The organism is Enterovibrio paralichthyis, assembly GCF_019209835.1.
Taxonomy (GTDB): domain Bacteria; phylum Pseudomonadota; class Gammaproteobacteria; order Enterobacterales; family Vibrionaceae; genus Enterovibrio; species Enterovibrio paralichthyis.
On record NZ_JAHUTS010000023.1, the window covers coordinates 47745 to 65693 of the forward strand.

The following is a 17949-nucleotide window of genomic DNA, read 5'->3' on the forward strand; positions in this document are numbered from 1 at the left end:
AGGACTTAGATAGCCGCTGCTTCTGCGTCGTCAGCTTGTTTCGCCTGGATCGCAGTCAGTGCAACGGTGTAAACGATATCGTCTACCAGTGCACCGCGTGACAGGTCGTTAACAGGCTTACGCATGCCTTGCAGCATTGGACCGATTGAAACCAGATCCGCTGAACGCTGTACCGCTTTGTAAGTGGTGTTACCGGTGTTCAGGTCTGGGAATACGAATACGGTCGCTTTACCTGCTACTGGAGAGTTTGGTGCTTTAGAAGCAGCAACGTTTTCCATGATAGCGGCGTCGTACTGCAGAGGACCGTCGATCATCAGATCAGGACGTTTCTGCTGAGCAATCAGTGTCGCTTCACGTACTTTCTCAACGTCTGCACCCTGACCAGAAGTACCGGTAGAGTAAGAGATCATTGCAACACGTGGCTCGATGCCGAATGCTTTCGCTGAATCTGCAGATTGGATGGCGATTTCAGCCAGTTGCTCTGCGTTTGGATCTGGGTTGATCGCACAGTCACCGTAAACCAGAACCTGGTCAGGCAGCAGCATGAAGAACACAGAAGACACCAGAGACGCGTTTGGCGCAGTCTTGATGATTTGCAGTGGCGGACGGATGGTGTTTGCTGTGGTGTGAACCGCACCAGAAACCAGACCGTGAACTTCGTTCGCTTCCAACATCATAGTACCCAGTACTACGGTGTCTTCCAGTTGCTCACGCGCAACCACTTCGGTCATACCCTTGCTCTTACGCAGCTCAACCAGACGCGCAACGTATTGCTCGCGAACTGCAGCAGGATCGATGATAGTAACGCCAGCGCCCAGAACCACGCCTTGTTGCTCAGCAACACGCTTGATTTCTTCTGGGTTACCCAGCAGCACACATTCCGCAATTTTACGCTCAGCACAGATTGCTGCCGCTTTAACGGTACGTGGCTCATCACCTTCAGGCAGAACGATACGCTTAGCCGCTTTACGTGCCAGCTCAGTCAGCTGGTAACGGAATGCTGGTGGGCTCAGGCGACGCTCACGCGCTGCACCTTCAGACAGAGACTCAACCCAGTTACCATCAACATTTGATGCAACGTGGTTTTGAACGAATTCAACACGCTCTTTGTCGTCTGCAGGTACTTCCAGGCTGAAGCTTTGCAGGTTCAGGGAAGTCTGCCAAGTGTTACCTTGGGTAGTGAATACTGGCAGGCCAGATTCGAATGCGCGTTGGCACAGACCTTTCAGTTCTTCTGGAATGCTGTAGCCGCCAGTCAGCAGCAGGGCACCGATTTCCAGGCCGTTCATCGCTGCCAAACAGGCTGCAACGATAACGTCAGGACGGTCAGCAGAAGTTACCAGCAGAGAGCCTGCGCGGAAGTGTTCAACCATGTTAGGGATTGAACGCGCACAGAAAGTGATGCTCTTGATACGACGGGTGTTGATTTCACCTTCGTTTATCACTTCAGCGTTTAGGTGCTTCGCCAGATCGCTCGCACGCGTTGCGATCAGCTCAATGCTCCATGGCACGCAACCCAGTACGCGGATAGGGCTGGAGTTGAAGATCTCCATCACTTCTACGTTGCTGGTTTTTGCTGCGTTCGCATCATCAAAGATGTCAGACAGGTCTGGACGGGTGCGGCCTTGCTCATCCACAGGCGCGCCGTGTTTGTTGATGATAACGCCAGCGATGTTCGGGTTCTTGCTACCACCGAAGTTAGATACTGCTACCTCAATGCGCTCTTTCAGTTGCGCTGGGTTGTCAGTACCTGGAGTGGTGACGAACACGATTTCCGCATCCAGAGTCTTCGCGATTTCGTAGTTAACTTGGTTCGCGAATGGGTGGTTGCGGGTAGGTACCAGACCTTCAATCAGCGCCACTTCTGCATCAGCAGTTGCGTCTTTAAAGCGGGCGATGATTTCTTCCATCAGCACGTCAGCTTGATCAGTACGGATCAGTGCTTCAGCGTTTGCCATGGTCAGTGGCTCTGCCACTTTCATGTCGCTGTTTGCTTCAATGATGGTTGTAGTCAGGTCAGGCTGGTTACCGCCGTGGCGAGGCTGGGCGATAGGCTTGAAAAATGAGACGCGAAGGCCCTTTTGTTCCATCGCACGCAGTACGCCAAGGCTGACGCTGGTCAGGCCGACACCTGTGCCGATTGGAATGAGCATAATAGTACGGGACACGCTTGATTCCTCTTTACTATGTAAGATGCAAAACCCGCGTGAGCAGGTTTTGGTCAGTATTCAGTTTGGCTGTTAAGGGTATAACTTTGCCAAATTGAAACGGCTGATCTCATTGATCAGCCGCATGTTTGCATCAAATGGCGATTAGATTTCAGCCAGACGTGCAGTGTCTTGTGCGATAACCAGCTCTTCGTTAGTAGAGATAACCATCGCTGGAACACGGCTGTTATCAGTAGTGATAACGCCTTCGCCGCCGAAGCGAGCTTTCAGGTTGCGCTCTTGGTCAACTTCAACACCCAGCAGACCCAGACGGTTCAGAACCAGCTCACGGATTGGGCCAGAGTTCTCACCGATACCGCCAGTGAACACGATCGCGTCCAGACGGCCGTCCAGGCACGCAGTGTAACCAGCAACGTATTTCGCCAGACGGTGGCAGAATACGTCCATTGCGCGAGTCGCTTCTTCTTTAGAGCCGTAGTTGTCTTCAACGAAACGGCAGTCAGAAGTCACTTCAGTCAGACCCATCAGGCCAGACTCTTTGGTCAGCATGTTGTTGATTTGCTCAACGCTGTAACCCAGTGCATCGTGCAGGTGGAAGATGATTGCTGGATCCAGGTCACCAGAACGGGTACCCATTACCAGACCTTCAAGCGGCGTCATACCCATAGAAGTGTCTACAGATTTACCGTTCTTGATTGCACATACAGATGCGCCGTTACCCAGGTGACAGTTGATGATGTTCAGTTCTTCAACTGGCTTGCCAAGTTGTGCAGCTGCTTCTTGAGCGATGAAATAGTGAGAAGTACCGTGCATGCCGTAACGACGGATACCGTTCTCTTTGTACAGCTTGTATGGCAGTGCGTACAGGAACGCTTCTTCAGGCATAGTCTGGTGGAACGCAGTGTCGAATACCGCTACGTTTTTCAGGTTAGGGAACGCAGCTTTAGCCGCTTCGATACCTACCAGGTGCGCAGGGTTGTGCAGAGGTGCGAAGCTAGAAGCGTCTTCGATACCTTTCAGTACTGTGTCACAGATCAGTGCAGACTTAGTGAACTGCTCGCCGCCGTGAACTACACGGTGACCGATTGCGCCCAGGTTTTCTGCCAGTTCTGGTTTAGAAGCCAGAATGGTGTCAACGATGAAGCTCAGTGCTTCTTTGTGTGCAGCACCTTCGCCCAGTTGAGCTTCGTGTTTGCCGTCCATTTTCCACTTAATGCGAGCTTCTGGCAGGTGCAGACACTCAGCCAGACCAGACAGGTGCTCATCACCTGATTGTGCGTCGATGATAGCGAACTTCAGCGAAGAGCTGCCGCAGTTAAGAACAAGAACCAGCTTAGACATTTGAGACTACCTATTCGTGTAAAGTAGATGGTGTTAACTAATCGGAGAAGGATAGTTGATGGAAATCACACTAACCGTCTCTTAAAAAGCATTTAGCAAAATTTGTCGCGGAATAGATACATCGCTCATCGGTCCATGATAGATACCAGCTCGTACGCCTATCAGATTTCAAAAAATCTGTAACACGCCTGATCGAATTCAGGTCATGTGTACGTAACCGGATATGCAACGAAAAACGCCAGACAGACTCACCTTCACGCAAGCCGACTAGGCGGTTTGTTGCGCTGCTGGCCATCCATTTGGCGTTTCAGTGGTTGCGAGATAATCAAATCCGAGCAACAATTGATTTAGGTCGGCTAAGTCTAGCGATACTTGCGTCAGATAACAAAAATTTTTGAGTCATTCTTGATTTGAATTAATGTTTCTCAACTTTATTTTAACGGTTGCAGCAAGTTTTTAGCCGATGATACAGTGACATCGCTGAGAGGTATGCGCCATATGAGTGATAAAAATATTTGGGATTCGTTCCGTGATGGGCAGAAGTACATGGCGGAATGGCCAGTGCGCAAAGAGCTCGCGGCAATGTTCCCTGAAAACCGTGTAATCCGTGCAACCCAGTTTGCGATTAAAGTGATGCCAGCTATCGCTGTGATCAGCGTGCTGATGCAAATGGCATTCAACAATCAATCTGGCTTGCCACAGGCGATGATTATCGCACTGTTCGCACTTAGCCTTCCTTTGCAGGGGCTATGGTGGTTAGGCAAGCGACGCGATACCCAACTGCCTCCTGCGCTGGCTGGCTGGTATCGTGAACTGCATGAAAAGATCGTCAGCGAAGGCGGAGCCATGCAACCAGTGAAAAACCGCCCGCGCTACAAAGAGCTGGCACAAACACTGAACCGCGCTTTTAAACAGCTCGACAAAAGTTCTCTGGAACGCTGGTTTTAATTGCTGCACTGATAGAGAAACGCCCCGCAAATGCCGGGGCGTTTTGTTTTTCAGCCGCACCTAATCAGGACAGTTCACGTAACCGTGTTTGGCGACTGTCGCTTTTCTTTACCTTCCCTGCCTTTGCCAGCAACTGTAACAGCCTTGTGTTTTGCCAAGGTGTCGCAGACGGGCTGTAACGGCTTGCCATCATAGCAGCAACTTCTTGCTCAATCTCTCCATTCAGCGCAGAGGGCAACAATGTCCTGTCCCATGCACGAAGCGCTGCAGCCACTTTAACGGTGTCATTCGATTTCACGGCATCAATCAATGCCTGAAGCGAATTAGACGTGGCGATCCCAGTAGGGTTTCCAGACGTAACCTCAGCGGATGCTGGGCGCTTGCGGATATACAGCACCAGCGTGCCCAGCCAAAGCAGCGCAAATGCAGCGGTTGTCCAGGGCCAGAATCCGGCATCAGAGACGACTGTGGTTGAACCGTTTGCTGTGGCTGCAGATTCAGGCGTAACAGGCGCTGAGGCATCAGGTGTTGGCATGACTGGCGCTTGTGTCGCGCTGCCTGGTTTCACCGTCAAATCCAGTCCTGCCAGTTCACTGGTTTGTTGCTCGCCACTTTCCGTGTTGAACCAGTTAATGCTGAGCGCAGGCAAAGTGATCTTTCCGGTTTCGCGCGGAATGATGACCTGTTTCACCGTCATGATGGTGGAATCACCATCACGGCTGTATACCGGTTTGTCGGCATACACGCGCACACTTTGCGGATAGTCAATCGCCAGATCCGGCATCGCGCTTTGCTCAATATTCTTGATTTTCAGCGTGATCTCGCGGTTTATCGCTTCCCCGACTTCCACGTCAAGCGGCTCAGAAAGGGCATCAGGCTGCCAGCTTTGGGCGAGTTCAAGCTTCGGCGTTGGTAACCAAAGTCCCTGATAACCCACCGGTTTATCTTTGATGTTCAGGGTGACATTTTTTGCTTCCCGGCTGATGGGGACGCCAAGAGACGGGCCCCAGCCACTGCTGCCTTTCACTTCTGTACCGCTGAAAACCGCACCGTTGAGCGTCAATTCACCGGCCTTGGTCGGCGTAATTTGATACAGACGGCTGATCACAATGTAGCGACGGCCATTCAGCACCGCTTCCGCCTGCACATCTTCACCCACCTGTTTGACGTCCAGCCCTTCACCGGAGGGCGCCTTCAGGGTTGGGGAGTCAAGCTGGGTGCCGATCATCAGCCGGACACGGTAGTTGAATGTTTCGCCTATATAACCTTCATGGCGGTCAAGGGAGGCTGTCACTTTGACGGCACTGTCATCCAGCGCATTGCCTTTTTCCCCAGCATCCAGCACGCGGATGGAAATGGGCTCGGTATTCATTCCCTCAATATCAAGGCTTGGCAGGGTATAGGTGCCGGTTTTCTTCGCTGCGACAGCGATACGCCAGACGGTGCTGCGGCTCATGCTGCCATTGATGATTGAGGTGCTGTTGCTGATACTTGGCCGGCCGTAGATAAAATCTTTGTCCAATGGTGATAAGTCCAAAGCATCGTTGCCGACACTGTCATCGACTGAGATGGTGAGCTGGAACGCATCGCCAACGGGCACCACATTTTGTGACACCGTTGCGACGGCAGACGCCGCGAACGAGAGTCCGGAAACCAGCATCAGCGACAGGCCAAGCAGTGCCGACACAGCGCGGCGTAAAACGGAAGTGGATGTTAAACGTGTCATTTTCATTGTTCGTTTACCATGAATTTTCTGTCGGGGCAGGGGCGTCTTTCTCCCTTGCCTGGAGAATAAGTTGCGCACGGATCAAAGCTGCGGTGTCATCGGGAACCTGCTCCAGCTTTTTCAGCACAGGATGACTGGCCTGCAAACCGCTCTGGTTGCCATCCTCAGCGCCGGAAGCGTCAGATTGCGCTGAAGCCGCCTCTCCTTTGCCATCACTGCCTTGTTCACCCTGCATCGCCTGACTGGCAGAGCCTTGATTTTCACCTTGCTGGGCTCTGGATTCAGCATCTGCTTTCTGTCCACTTTGTTGCGAAGGTGAAGGTTCTCCCGGTCCTGATTGGGATTGGTCATCTGCTCCAGATTGGCTTTCCTGGCCCTGCGGGTTGCCTTGCGAAGATGACGCGCTATCGTCACCCTGCTGACCCTGCTGACCCTGCTGACCCTGCTGACCCTGCTGACCCTGCTGACCCTGCTGATCTTCGCCGGATTGTCCTTCTTGCGACTGGCTATCCTGTGCGTCAGACTGGCCTTGCTGGCCTTGCTGGCCTTGCTGGCCTTCGTTGCCCTGTTGTGGTTTTGATTCTCCTTCGCCACTGTTTTGTTGCTGTTGCTGTTGCTGTTGCTGTTGCTGTTGCTGTTGCTTCAGCGCCTGATCAACCACATCCAGGTTATGTTTGGCATCGGCATAATCCGGGTTGGACTCCAGCACCGAGCGGTAGGTTTCAGCGGCTTTTTCCAGTTCGCCAGCCTGTGCGTAGGCGTTGCCCAGGTTGTAGCGCGACGTCGGATCATCAAGTTTGGACAGGGTTTCAATCGCGCCTTGATAATCGCCTGCTTTGTACTGTGCAATGCCTTTCCACTGCGGAGACTGGAAAGCATCAGCCGCGTCTTGGTAGTTGCCTGACTCAAACTGCTCATAACCCTGTTGGTCATCTGTTTTAAATACTGCAGCATTGGCGTGGTCGATAGGCATCACCACCAAAAGGGCAGCCAATACCACGCCACGGCGAAAGCCCATCAAGGCAAGAAGAAGCACAGGAATGATCAGCCAGTAGCCATCGTTGATGCGCTCTTCAATGGTTTTCTTGGCCGCATCTGAGGTGCCGGAGAGTGGCTTGGCAGTGAAGGCCACCAGGTTGTCCACGTCCTGATCCGTAGGTTGCCATATTTGCAGCATGCCGCCGGTCGCTTTGGTGACATCAGAAAGCGGAGCCAGATCCATTTTGGCAATCACAGGGTTGCCGTTTTGCTCCAGCAGTGAACCATCAGGCAGTGGGATCGGTGCGCCTTGCTGCGTGCCAACCGCCAACACGGATACACGATAGTTTTTCCCTTCAAGCACATTCAGGGTTTGCGCGGCCTCTTTTTCACTCATGCCGTCGGTGATGACAATGATGTCACCTTTGGCAAAGCCAGCTTGCGTCAGCAAATCGATAGCCTGTTGAACCCCTGCCGCTGCGTTACTGCCTGCAATCGGCATAATGGCGGGTGACAGGTTCGGGATCAGGTTTTTCAGCGTCGCGGCATCTTCTGTCAGCGGGCTGACGATATAACCGTCTGCGGCATAAGTGACCAGACCCGTGCTGCCTTCTTTCCAGCCCGGCAACATATCCAGCGCTTTAAAGCGTGCCTGTGCCAGTCGGCTGGGGGCGATGTCGGTCGCGTACATAGAGCGTGACATATCCATGACAAGTACCCTTGCACCGGCAAGGTTCACGGCAGGCAATTCGGTTTTCTGCCAGCTTGGGCCCGCCAAAGCGACTACAGCCAGCAGCCATGCCAGTGCCAACACACCAAGCGGCCAGCGCTTGGTTTTGCCTCGCGCGGTGTTGCCACCCGCGAGCAAGCTGGCGAGGTGCGGGGCGATAAGGCCGGATTTCTGTGCTTTTTCTTTCAGCCAGGGCAGCAGCAAAATCAGCGGCAATGCTGCCAGCAACCACAGTGGATGCATAAAAGTAAAATCAGCCATTGCGTCTCCTAATGACGGCAATCAGTGCCGACAACAACAGGGCTAACGCCAGTGGATAGCGGAACATTTCATCGCGTGGACGCCAGGTTTGCTGAACGGTAGAGATAGGCTCCAGCTGATCGATGATCTGGTAAATTTTCTCAAGCTCCTCAGGATTACGGGCACGGAAATACTCGCCGCCCGTGGTTTTGGCGATGGCGGTCAGAGTGCGTTCATCCAAATCCTGTGAAGGATTAACGATGCGTGAACCAAACAGGCTTCGCTGGCGCATCTGCTCTGCACCCACGCCCACGGTGTAAATTGTCACACCGTACTCTTTGGCCAATTTGGCCGCTTCCAGCGGATCAATCACACCTGCAGTGTTGGCACCGTCGCTGAGCAAAATGATCACACGCTGCGGCGCCTTGCTGTCAATAAAGGTTTTGGTGGCGACACCAAGCCCTTCGCCGATAGCAGTCTGCTGGCCTATCAAACCCAACACCGCACGCTCCAGTTGCTGCGAAACCGTGTTTCTGTCAAGCGTCAGCGGCGTTTGCAGATAGCCGTGGTCAGCAAACAGCACCAAGCCGAGACGATCGCCTTCGCGCTTGCCGATAAAATCTGACAGCACATGTTTGACCGCATCCAGACGGTTAATCGTTCCGCCGCTAGGCAGTTGCATGTCTTCCATTTCCATTGAGCCGGAAAGGTCGACGGCCAGCATCATGTCGCGGTGCTCAGGCTGGATTTGGATCGGATCGCCATACCAGACTGGACGTGCCAGCGCAGTCACCAGACTTATCCAAAATAGCGTCATCAGGACATAGCGCATCTTGCTGCCAGTCTGCTTTCCGCCCAGCCCTTGTGGCAATTTCGGCAGGTGAATAGCAGCCGGGCGCGGAATAGGCCGTGCGAAACGCCAGACCAACCAGGGCAGTGGCAACAGGGCAAACGCCCACCACCAGACAAACTCAAACATGGCGCGCCTCCGCTTTTGACGAAGACGGTACTGATTGGGCTTTTGCCGGAATGGCCTGTTTCAGCCAGCGAGCTGCCATTGCTTTGGCCTGTGCCAGTTCGGCATCGGTGTTAGGCACATTGGAAAACGCGCCGTTCAGCCAAAGCGCTGATTCACTGCCAAAGCCTTGTTGGGCGGCAGGCAACTGGCTGTCGAGAAAAGCCAGCCAGCGCTCACCGGTCAGCCCGGCTACCTGTTCACGCGGGTAATAGCTCAAGGCCGCGCGTTTCAGCAGGGCGTTGATGTCTGCCACCGACGTGGCCGCGTTCAATGCAGACAAGGCTTCCTGACGGGCAGCGAGACGGTAGTTTCTCAGGCGCAGCCAGTGGACGGTGAGCAGCAGGGCGATAAGCACGGCGGCAATCACCAGCCACCATCCCCACGCCAGCGGCCAGAGCCCTGGTGCCTGTTGAAGATGAATATCTGCCAGTGGCAGAGCAGGTGTAGACACACTGTTTGCCATGGTTAATGCATCGCCTTCATTGATGTGGTTCCAAGTTGCTTCAGCAAAGGCTCAGCCGCATCGAGGCTGTGCAGCGGAATGGCGAGTGAACGTGCCATTTCGGCAATGAACCCTTGCTGTTGTTGGTATTGGTTTGCCAAACCGTCACGGGTTTTCTTTGCAGAGAAATCAAGCCAGGCGGTCTGGGTGTTGTCGGCCACCAGTTCGTGTCCACGGTACTCGGTTTGCCCCTGCTCCAGTGGGTCAGAGACCCGCACAAACTGGATGCGGTTGTGCTGGCGAAGCTGGCTCAGGCGGCGTTTATCTGCCGAAGTCAGGGCATAGAAGTCGCTGATGATGACGATATCGCTGCCTTTCGGACACAGGTGATGCAGGTGGCGCAATGCCGCCTGCCATCCGGCGCTGGTGGCGGGGGCAGTGTCTGACGCGAGCAATTCTTCATGGGCTTCCATCAGGGTATGGATAAGCCGCAGCGGCCCTTGCTGTCGGGCTGTCGGTTTGCATTCACGTAGACGGATGCCGTTGTAAATCACCGCGCCAATGCGGTCCTGTTGGCTGACGGCCAGCCAGCTTAGCAGGCTGGCAAAATGCGCCGCCTGCACGGATTTCAGCATCAACTGCGACCCAAACTTCATGCTGGCACTGAGGTCAATCATCAGCATCACTGGCTGTTCCCGTTCTTCGGTGAACAGCTTGGTGTGGGTTTTTCCGGTGCGTGCCGTTACCCGCCAGTCAATCGCGCGGATGTCATCGCCGGGCTGGTAGGGGCGTACTTCAGAAAAGTTCATCCCACGGCCTTTATGGCGGCTAGAGTGCTGGCCGCTCAACTGCGACCAGATACTCAGCGCCGGTGGCAACCAGCGCACGGCCTGTTGGCGGTAGTGGAGCAGCTCAGCTAACGACACATTGACGCCATCACTGTGTGGTGGCAATTCAATACGCATGTCGGTCATACGCTGGCAACCTGCTCAATCAGGTGAGTGACAACGGCGTCGGCGGCAATGCTTTCTGCCTGCGCTTCATAACTCAACAGCAGGCGGTGGCGCAATACCGGATAAGCCATGGCTTGCACGTCTTCCGGTGTCACAAAGTCACGGCCAGCCAGCCATGCATGGGCGCGGGCACAACGGTCGAGCGCCAAGGTAGCACGCGGGCTCACGCCCATTTGCAGCCAGCCAGCCAGTTTGTCGCTGTATCGCTCAGGTTGGCGGGTCGCCATGATCAAGCGGATGATGTATTTCTCCACATCCTCAGCCATGTGAATACCCAGCACGGCTTTACGCGCTTCAAAGATGCTTTCCTGTTTGATGAGCACGGGGTCAGCTTTTTCGATGCCTTGCGCTTCACCACGGTTTAGGCGAAGGATTTCCAGCTCGCTGCCTTCATCCGGGTATTCTACGTTCAGTTGCAGCAGGAAACGGTCAAGCTGGGCTTCCGGCAGTGGGTAAGTCCCTTCCTGTTCAATCGGGTTCTGTGTCGCCATGACCAGAAACAATTCCGGCAGTGGGTAGGTTTTGCGACCGGCGGTGATTTGTTTTTCTGCCATGGCTTCCAGCATGGCCGCCTGTACTTTGGCTGGTGCGCGGTTGATTTCGTCAGCGAGCAGCAGGGAGTTGAAAATCGGCCCCGGTTGGAAGGTAAATTCGCCGGTTTCCGGGCGGAAAATATCGGTACCTGTCAGGTCGGCAGGCAGTAAGTCCGGTGTGAACTGAATGCGGTGGAAGTCACCCTCAATGCAGTCTGACAGCATTTTAACCGCGCGGGTTTTTGCGAGCCCCGGCGGGCCTTCAACCAGGATGTGGCCATCGGCCAGCAGTGCTATCAGTAGTTGTTTAACCAGTTCAGGTTGGCCAATTACCTGGCTTTGCAGGTAAGCGTTAAGACGTTGAAATGTATCCGCTAACATAGCTTGTGTTTCCCAGATCCTGACAGTGTAAAAATGTGACCTCGTTCAGACATTCATATGTCGAATAGGTTCCTTACATTTCAGATAGGGATGAAACTGAGAGATTTCAAGGGGGAGGAGTATTCACGCCTCCCGCATTTTTAGAAGCAGATCAAGGGCATGTAGTCGCAGAAGAATGACGCATGGCCGCCATGGCCTGATTCATTTCTTCCTCATTGACCCACTGGCTGGGAAGGGCATTGACGACAAGACGGAAATCGGTGATTTCAGCCGCCAAGGGGTCATCGGCCGTTTGCGGTGAGATGATGGCGACTTTAAGCGAAGGATTTCGTGCAGTAATCCGGCTGGCGATGCCCAGTCCTTCCTCAACGTGGAACGCCCCCGCTATCTGCATCACCTTGTAGCCGGGGTTGGCCGCCAGAAAATCAACGATGCTTTCGGCCATGGTGTCATCCCAGGCGATTTGTGCCAGATACTGGTTGAGGGTCTTCGTTTCATCGCCGTGGAACATGGCAGCGAAGAATTTCTCTTTGTAGGGGGACTCATCTTTCGTCAGGGTGTCTGCGACCCAGTCGCGCTCTTTTGCGGATAACCTCTCTAGATAGCTTTCCCCTTCGCGTCCAATATAGCGGACGATGGATTGCGGTGCATTGGCGGCAATCACTGGCAGTGCATCCTGACGGGCAATTTCAATTAAAGGGCGGTAATCGCTGACATAATTTGGCCAGGCGCTGCTTTTATCAATGAACGTGCTCTCGCCAATTTCTCCGGCGAGGTAGGCATCGAGGGTGCTTTGCTCGGCACGGGAAAATTGTTCCATAGAAAGGGCTGTGGCCGGATACCGGGCGGCAAGTGTGGAGAGAAGCTGTGCTTCAAACAAGTGAATGCCAGGATGGGTATGCCATTCACCAACCAGCACCACATCATAATCACCCAGTGCGTTGGCTAACTCATTGAGCGAATAAGGTACGCCATTGGGCGATTGGATCTGGTAATCGTAGAGTGTGCCTGACGGGGGCGGTGTTTCAACGGGCGTGAGCGGGTGGGTGCAGGCTACAAGGGAAAGGGAAAACAGTGCAGCGCTTAGGGAGCGTATCAGCATGGTAAACCTCAGATGGGAATAACCTTTAGATACGCTCCATTATGATGTAACAGCTCAGTTATGCAATTTTGCGATAAACCCGAAGGGTGAAATCCGCTTCACATTCAAATTGTTCAGCATCTTTCAGTGCCTGCCGCAGGCTTTCTGGCGCGCGCCATGCAAACGGGGTCATTTGCAGCAGGGTTGTGGCATCAGCGCTGTTGAGCGTCATCGGATACGCGACGGTTTGCTCGGTTTCCAGCGTAAAGCCTGGCAGGTCTTCAACAGGCACATCGTGCAGTTTCACTTCGTCGTAAATGCCTGCTTTCAATTGATACAGGTGGCGAGGCCCGGGTGTTACCGTTACCACAACACCATTGTCTTTCACTGCGCGGGCGAGTTCGTCACCATTACAAGGCGCGTAGATGCGAACTACACCGTCAAGTTGCTGGTCTGCAAACGGCAGGCGCTGGCTGGAGGCCACCAGAAAATCCACATTCGGGTAGCGTTTGGCGCCATAGCGGATCATCACCTTGGAGATATCCAGGCCAAATACTTTGGTGCTTGCCAGTTCATCGGCAAAGAAGCTGGTGTAGTAGCCTTCGCCACAACCGATATCCAAAAGCTGCGCATCGGCTTTGTCTGCCAGCAGTGAGGTTAAAAGCTCGCTTACGGCATCGCGCATTGGCTGGTAGTGTCCACCATCCAGAAACTGGCGGCGCGCCTGCATCATCTCTTTGTTGTCCCCCGGATCTTTTGAACGTTTGTGCTGCACGGGCAGAAGGTTCACATAACCCTCTTTGGCCAGATCGAACTGGTGGTTGCTGGCACATTTGTAAGTGCGGCTTTGCAGCGAAAGTGGCTGCTGACACAGGGGACAAAGATAAGATGACATAGCGATGTTTCGGTGTAGATGAATGAGCGGCAAGGATACGGCGTGGGGGCGGGGTGTTCAAGCAAAGCAGCGAGTATAGCGTGATAAAAAAGTAGCGATAGGGCGGCGCATTTTTCTTCGCTACTTTTGGCTTAACAAGAATTTTCGCAGATCTCTTTCTACACGCATGACAAACAAAATAAACACCTTATCGCCTTCCTGTTTATAGAAAACGCGGCAAGGGTTCACAATAACTTCGCGGTAGCTTAGGTTTTCGAGCTCTGGTGGTGTGCGCCCAGATTCTGGAAAATGTTCCAAACGCTCAACACTGGCGAACACAGTTTGAACAAGATGTTTAGCCGCGACCACATTTTCAAGTGCGATGTATTCGGCGATATCGTTGAGGTCGGATAGCGCTGTTTCCGTCCAGATTACTTCAGCCATTTTGACATCTTGTCCTTGGCTTTTTGGTGGCTAACTGCTTTTCCTTCAGCCAACGCTCGCTCTCCTCGCGCAATCCCTTCAAGAATGGCCAAACGGTTTTGCATAAACTCGTAATCTTCCACATCGACCAGATACGCCGATGGTTTACCATGCTCTGTGATCAGAACGGGTTCTTTGGTCTCATGCAGATCAGCGAGGATCTTGGTGGCTTGACGCTTCAGCGATGTAACGAGTTCGACTTTCATAACAGCAGCTCCAAAGTGGTACTAAAGTGATACTATTCTATCACTTTGAGCGTAGCAACCCGTGTTGAAAACGAAAACACCCGCCGAAGCGAGTGTTTCTTGTCAGCAAAGCCGCAATTACTTCGCTTTACGATTCGCTGCCCATACATACAGCAGGTCAGTGGCAATCGTCGCGGCTGCCAGAGAGGTCAGCTCGGCGTGGTCGTAGGCTGGTGCTACTTCTACCACGTCCATACCAATTAGGTTGATGCCTTGCAGTGAGCGGATCACTTTCAGGATCTTGTCGGTGCTGAGGCCGCCACAAACCGGTGTGCCTGTTCCTGGCGCGTACGCTGGATCCAGACAGTCGATGTCGAAAGTCAGGTAAACCGGACGGTCGCCCACGCGGGTTTTGATGGCTTCAACGATTTGCTCAACGGTCATGTCGTTTGCCGTTGCTGCATCTACTACCTGGAAACCCAGCTTGTCGCTGTGTTCGGTTCGGATACCGATTTGAATTGACGCATGCGGGTCAATCAGACCTTCTTTCGGCGCGGTGTAAAACATGGTGCCGTGGTCGAATTCGCTGCCTTGGTCGTAGGTGTCAGTGTGCGCGTCAAAGTGCACCAGTGCCATTTCGCCGAATTGCTTCGCGTGTGCACGCAGCAGTGGCAGGGTCACAAAGTGGTCACCACCAAAGGTCAGCAGGGTTTTACCTTCTGCCAGTAGGCTGGTGGCATGCGCTTCAAGGCGCTCGCTCATGTTGCGTGCATCGCCACACTCAAACACCAGATCGCCACAGTCAGCAATTTTGATCTCTTTGGTCAGGGAGAAATCCCACGGCCACTTTTTGCTTTCCCACGCCAGGTTGGTTGATACCTGACGGATCGCACCCGGGCCCATGCGCGCGCCTGAGCGGCCGGTGGTTGCCATATCAAACGGTACGCCGGTGATGATCACATCGGCATCGCAACCTTGTGGGTTGAATACCAGAGGCTGGCGCAGAAAACCAAATGCGTTGGCGTAGAGGGAGTAGTCCGGGAATTGGCCCAGTGTTGCCATTGTTACGTTCCTTTCAAAAAAGGCAGCCTGAAACCAGGCTGCCAAAATATAGAGTGATTAGCCGTGAGTGCGGATGTCTTCGAGGTAGGTGTAGCCGCTTAGGCCTTCTTTCAGTTCTGCCAGAATGCTTTCATGCTCTTCTTCCGGCAGTGCTGCTTTCACCAATGCTTCGTACTGAACCAGGAAATCGTCTGCTTCCATGTGTACATAACGCAGTACGTCGCCAACGGTGTCGCCCAGGTGGATAGATTCAATCTCGTAGCCGCCTTCTTTGGTGCAGCGGACAACGGCTGAGTCGGTGTCACCGAACAGGTTGTGCATGTCCCCCAAGATTTCCTGGTACGCACCCACAAGGAAGAAACCAATGCGGTAAGGTTCTTCGTCAGTCCACGCTGGAACCGCCAGTGTGCTTTCGATGCCCTGACCTTCAACGTATTGGTCAACCGCACCGTCGGAGTCACAGGTGATATCCAGCACTACGGCGTTGCGCTCTGGCGCTTTGTCCAGTTTGCTCAGCGGCAGGATTGGGAATACCTGCTCGATACCCCATGCATCCGGCAGCGACTGGAACAGGGAGAAGTTCACGAAGAACTTGTCTGCCAGACGGCTGGACAGTTCGTCCAGTACTGGACGGTGCGCGCGGTTTTTGTGAGACATCTGACGCGACAGTTCGTGGCAGATACGCAGGCTGATCTGCTCTGCCCACGCGCGCTCGGTGAAGTTCACCAGACCCATAGAGAATTGCATGTGCACTTCTGACAGGTCGTTCTGGTTGTCGTGGTAGATCTCGACCAGTGAACGCTGATCGGTTGACTGGCTTAGGTCTTTGAACGACTTCCACATGTTGTGCAGAATTTGCGGCGCATCTTCAGCCGGTGCGAACACTTCTTCACGCTGGTAGCTCTCAACACCGACAACGTCAGTGATCAGCACTGCGTGGTGCGCAGTCAGGTTACGGCCAGATTCGGAAATGATGCGTGGCATCTTGATGTCGAATTCTTTACATACGTCACCGATGGTGTAAACCACATTGTTGGCGTATTCGCGCTGGCTGTAGTTCATTGAACAGCTTGACTGGCTGCGGGTGCCTTCGTAGTCGATAGCCAGACCGCCACCCACGTCAACCGTGGTGATGCCTGCACCCATCTGGTACAGCTCAGAGAAAATGCGCGCTGCTTCGTTAACGCCAGAGCGTACGTCACGGATGTTGGCAATTTGCGAGCCCAGGTGGAAGTGCAGCAATTGCAATGAATCCAGCATGTCCAGTTCACGCAGACGGTTCATCACTGTCATACACTGGGAAGCAGACAGACCGAACTTCGACTTCTCGCCGCCGCTTGCCTGCCATTTGCCTTTACCCTGAGAGGCCAGACGTGCGCGCAGGCCCAGACGTGGTTTCACGCCCAGTGCTTTGGCTTCTTTCAACACGGTGTCCAGCTCAGACAGTTTTTCCAGCACGATATACACTTCGTGACCCAGCTTCTCGCCGATCAGGGCAAGACGCACGTACTCGCGGTCTTTATAGCCGTTACAGACGATCACTGAGCTCGCCTGTTGTGCCATGGCAAGTACAGCCATCAGTTCAGGCTTGCTACCTGCTTCCAGACCCAACTGGCGTTCCTGGCTTGCATACTGGCTTTTCAGGATTTCGCTGACGACTTCTTTTTGCTGGTTTACCTTGATTGGGTAGACCAGCAGGTAGTCACCTTCGTAGCCGTAATCTGAAATGGCTTCGTTGAAATGTGTGCACAGGCTATCGACGCGGTGGTGCAGAATTTCTGGAAAGCGCACCAGCACAGGCAGTGATACGCCTTTTTCAATTAATTCGTCAGCCAGCGATGACAACGCGATGGCGTTTTGTGGCTGTTCGACGTTCGGGCACACAACCACTTCGCCTTGCGTACTGATATCAAAATATCCCTGACCCCAATATGGTGTGTTGTACACGTCGCGGGCGTCATTAATTGTCCAATCACTCATGTCTATTCCTCGGTGGTGATTGCGTACAGCAAAAGAGTGCCGATGACGAACCTGTCGCCATTTCACTGTGCTGTACTGAAAAGTAAAGGATATACCCAAGAGCCGGAAGTGGCTTGGGTAATACGCTGGCAGACCTTATTCAGGCATCTGAAGCGATAAATCGAGCAGCACAGCGTCCGCGCTGCGTGTTCGTTTCAGCGATGCCCTTTTCCTGCGCACGGGGGCGGACAGGGATTGGGGTTTGTTTTGCGGTTGGAAGTTGGTTGCGTTGTCGCAAAGGGTGGTCAGGTCTGAAGCCTGAACATCGTTTTTTGCGAAAGATTTCATTGTCATTCCCAATAAGGCCGTGCGATTGACTGACACGGTATGACATAAAAACCGGCTTACTCACTCTCGATGAGTGGTCTCTGTTAGCCCGTATACACCTCTAAGGCATCAACAAAACCTGTTGGGTGCGTGGCGATTAGACAACCGTTTTTCCTGCGGTGCAAATAAATTTATTTGGTTTTGAAGAAAAAATTTGTTTATTCAGGCGCGGGTGAGTGACGGGTTGGTATTAATGTTTTTTATAACAACTGTTTAGGTATTTTTCTGTCTTTGGATATTACAGATTCAGAAACAAAAAAAGCTGCCCAAAAGAGTAATGCCGATCAGTTAAGAGATAAATGATCGGTTGAACGATCCAACAGATGGCTTATAAAGGCTCTAAGTCCCCATACTTAGAGCCTTTTATTTTGCAATTGACCACAGCCCTTACCCTCGCGAA

At 53.3% G+C, this 17949-nt stretch carries 16 protein-coding genes; 1 reads left to right on the forward strand and 15 read right to left on the reverse strand.

Annotation, left to right across the window (positions count from 1 at the left end):
* Positions 1-5: 5 nt before the first annotated feature.
* Both pta and KU854_RS19905 read right to left on the reverse strand, forming a co-directional pair.
* The gene (pta, locus tag KU854_RS19900; protein WP_218360101.1) at positions 6-2153 is read right to left on the reverse strand and encodes a phosphate acetyltransferase; all 2148 of its coding nucleotides are present in this window, start codon (positions 2151-2153) and stop codon (positions 6-8) included.
* A gap of 159 nt (positions 2154-2312) precedes the next feature.
* Complete coding sequence (locus KU854_RS19905) at positions 2313-3509, reverse strand: acetate kinase (RefSeq protein ID WP_054778490.1); 1197 nt, start codon at positions 3507-3509, stop codon at positions 2313-2315.
* Between the two features lie 498 nt (positions 3510-4007).
* On the opposite strand from KU854_RS19905, the gene yfbV reads away from it, so the two are divergent.
* Entirely contained in the window at positions 4008-4457 is a 450-nt protein-coding gene (gene yfbV / locus KU854_RS19910; RefSeq protein WP_218360086.1) for a terminus macrodomain insulation protein YfbV, read from the forward strand.
* A 64-nt stretch (positions 4458-4521) separates the two neighbouring features.
* Here yfbV and KU854_RS19915 read toward each other — a convergent pair whose 3' ends face one another.
* From KU854_RS19915 to KU854_RS19975, 13 genes are all read right to left on the reverse strand, one after another.
* Complete coding sequence (locus KU854_RS19915) at positions 4522-6183, reverse strand: BatD family protein (protein ID WP_255555654.1); 1662 nt, start codon at positions 6181-6183, stop codon at positions 4522-4524.
* A 13-nt stretch (positions 6184-6196) separates the two neighbouring features.
* Positions 6197-8152, reverse strand: a complete 1956-nt coding sequence (locus KU854_RS19920; RefSeq protein WP_218360088.1) for a VWA domain-containing protein — start codon at positions 8150-8152, stop codon at positions 6197-6199.
* Positions 8145-9110: a vWA domain-containing protein gene (locus KU854_RS19925; RefSeq protein WP_218360089.1), complete on the reverse strand. Its 966-nt coding sequence runs from the start codon at positions 9108-9110 to the stop codon at positions 8145-8147. Before KU854_RS19925 ends, KU854_RS19920 begins: the two co-directional genes overlap by 8 nt.
* On the reverse strand, positions 9103-9612 hold the full coding sequence (locus KU854_RS19930; RefSeq protein WP_218360090.1) for a DUF4381 domain-containing protein: 510 nt from the start codon (positions 9610-9612) through the stop codon (positions 9103-9105). The genes KU854_RS19925 and KU854_RS19930 overlap by 8 nt, the downstream gene beginning before the upstream one ends.
* 2 nt (positions 9613-9614) lie before the next feature.
* Positions 9615-10556, reverse strand: a complete 942-nt coding sequence (locus KU854_RS19935; RefSeq protein ID WP_418885869.1) for a DUF58 domain-containing protein — start codon at positions 10554-10556, stop codon at positions 9615-9617.
* A 5-nt stretch (positions 10557-10561) separates the two neighbouring features.
* A complete protein-coding gene (locus KU854_RS19940) occupies positions 10562-11518 on the reverse strand; it encodes an AAA family ATPase (protein WP_218360092.1) in 957 nt (318 codons plus the stop codon).
* A gap of 151 nt (positions 11519-11669) precedes the next feature.
* On the reverse strand, positions 11670-12620 hold the full coding sequence (locus tag KU854_RS19945; protein WP_218360093.1) for a ChaN family lipoprotein: 951 nt from the start codon (positions 12618-12620) through the stop codon (positions 11670-11672).
* A gap of 58 nt (positions 12621-12678) precedes the next feature.
* Positions 12679-13494 (reverse strand): 23S rRNA (guanine(745)-N(1))-methyltransferase, encoded by an 816-nt coding sequence (gene rlmA / locus KU854_RS19950; RefSeq protein ID WP_218360094.1) that lies wholly within the window; start codon positions 13492-13494, stop codon positions 12679-12681.
* 120 nt (positions 13495-13614) lie between these two features.
* Positions 13615-13917 (reverse strand): type II toxin-antitoxin system RelE/ParE family toxin, encoded by a 303-nt coding sequence (locus KU854_RS19955; protein WP_218360095.1) that lies wholly within the window; start codon positions 13915-13917, stop codon positions 13615-13617.
* A complete protein-coding gene (locus tag KU854_RS19960) occupies positions 13905-14162 on the reverse strand; it encodes a type II toxin-antitoxin system Phd/YefM family antitoxin (protein ID WP_054778499.1) in 258 nt (85 codons plus the stop codon). Before KU854_RS19960 ends, KU854_RS19955 begins: the two co-directional genes overlap by 13 nt.
* A 117-nt stretch (positions 14163-14279) precedes the next feature.
* A complete protein-coding gene (gene speB, locus KU854_RS19965; protein ID WP_218360096.1) occupies positions 14280-15203 on the reverse strand; it encodes an agmatinase in 924 nt (307 codons plus the stop codon).
* A gap of 57 nt (positions 15204-15260) precedes the next feature.
* The gene (gene speA / locus KU854_RS19970) at positions 15261-17183 is read right to left on the reverse strand and encodes a biosynthetic arginine decarboxylase (protein WP_218360097.1); all 1923 of its coding nucleotides are present in this window, start codon (positions 17181-17183) and stop codon (positions 15261-15263) included.
* Positions 17184-17318: 135 nt separating this feature from the next.
* On the reverse strand, positions 17319-17510 hold the full coding sequence (locus tag KU854_RS19975) for a hypothetical protein (RefSeq protein WP_218360098.1): 192 nt from the start codon (positions 17508-17510) through the stop codon (positions 17319-17321).
* Between the last annotated feature and the right edge of the window lie 439 nt (positions 17511-17949).

Excerpts from the sequence above, each read along its gene's own strand:
- pta (WP_218360101.1), bottom strand. The coding sequence starts at position 2,153 with ATGCTCATTCCAATCGGCACAGGTGTCGGCCTGACCAGCGTCAGCCTT.
- KU854_RS19905 (WP_054778490.1), bottom strand. The coding sequence starts at position 3,509 with ATGTCTAAGCTGGTTCTTGTTCTTAACTGCGGCAGCTCTTCGCTGAAG.
- yfbV (WP_218360086.1), top strand. The coding sequence starts at position 4,008 with ATGAGTGATAAAAATATTTGGGATTCGTTCCGTGATGGGCAGAAGTAC.
- KU854_RS19915 (WP_255555654.1), bottom strand. The coding sequence starts at position 6,183 with ATGACACGTTTAACATCCACTTCCGTTTTACGCCGCGCTGTGTCGGCA.
- KU854_RS19920 (WP_218360088.1), bottom strand. The coding sequence starts at position 8,152 with ATGGCTGATTTTACTTTTATGCATCCACTGTGGTTGCTGGCAGCATTG.
- KU854_RS19925 (WP_218360089.1), bottom strand. The coding sequence starts at position 9,110 with ATGTTTGAGTTTGTCTGGTGGTGGGCGTTTGCCCTGTTGCCACTGCCC.
- KU854_RS19930 (WP_218360090.1), bottom strand. The coding sequence starts at position 9,612 with ATGGCAAACAGTGTGTCTACACCTGCTCTGCCACTGGCAGATATTCAT.
- KU854_RS19935 (WP_418885869.1), bottom strand. The coding sequence starts at position 10,556 with ATGCGTATTGAATTGCCACCACACAGTGATGGCGTCAATGTGTCGTTA.
- KU854_RS19940 (WP_218360092.1), bottom strand. The coding sequence starts at position 11,518 with ATGTTAGCGGATACATTTCAACGTCTTAACGCTTACCTGCAAAGCCAG.
- KU854_RS19945 (WP_218360093.1), bottom strand. The coding sequence starts at position 12,620 with ATGCTGATACGCTCCCTAAGCGCTGCACTGTTTTCCCTTTCCCTTGTA.
- rlmA (WP_218360094.1), bottom strand. The coding sequence starts at position 13,494 with ATGTCATCTTATCTTTGTCCCCTGTGTCAGCAGCCACTTTCGCTGCAA.
- KU854_RS19955 (WP_218360095.1), bottom strand. The coding sequence starts at position 13,917 with ATGGCTGAAGTAATCTGGACGGAAACAGCGCTATCCGACCTCAACGAT.
- KU854_RS19960 (WP_054778499.1), bottom strand. The coding sequence starts at position 14,162 with ATGAAAGTCGAACTCGTTACATCGCTGAAGCGTCAAGCCACCAAGATC.
- speB (WP_218360096.1), bottom strand. The coding sequence starts at position 15,203 with ATGGCAACACTGGGCCAATTCCCGGACTACTCCCTCTACGCCAACGCA.
- speA (WP_218360097.1), bottom strand. The coding sequence starts at position 17,183 with ATGAGTGATTGGACAATTAATGACGCCCGCGACGTGTACAACACACCA.
- KU854_RS19975 (WP_218360098.1), bottom strand. The coding sequence starts at position 17,510 with ATGAAATCTTTCGCAAAAAACGATGTTCAGGCTTCAGACCTGACCACC.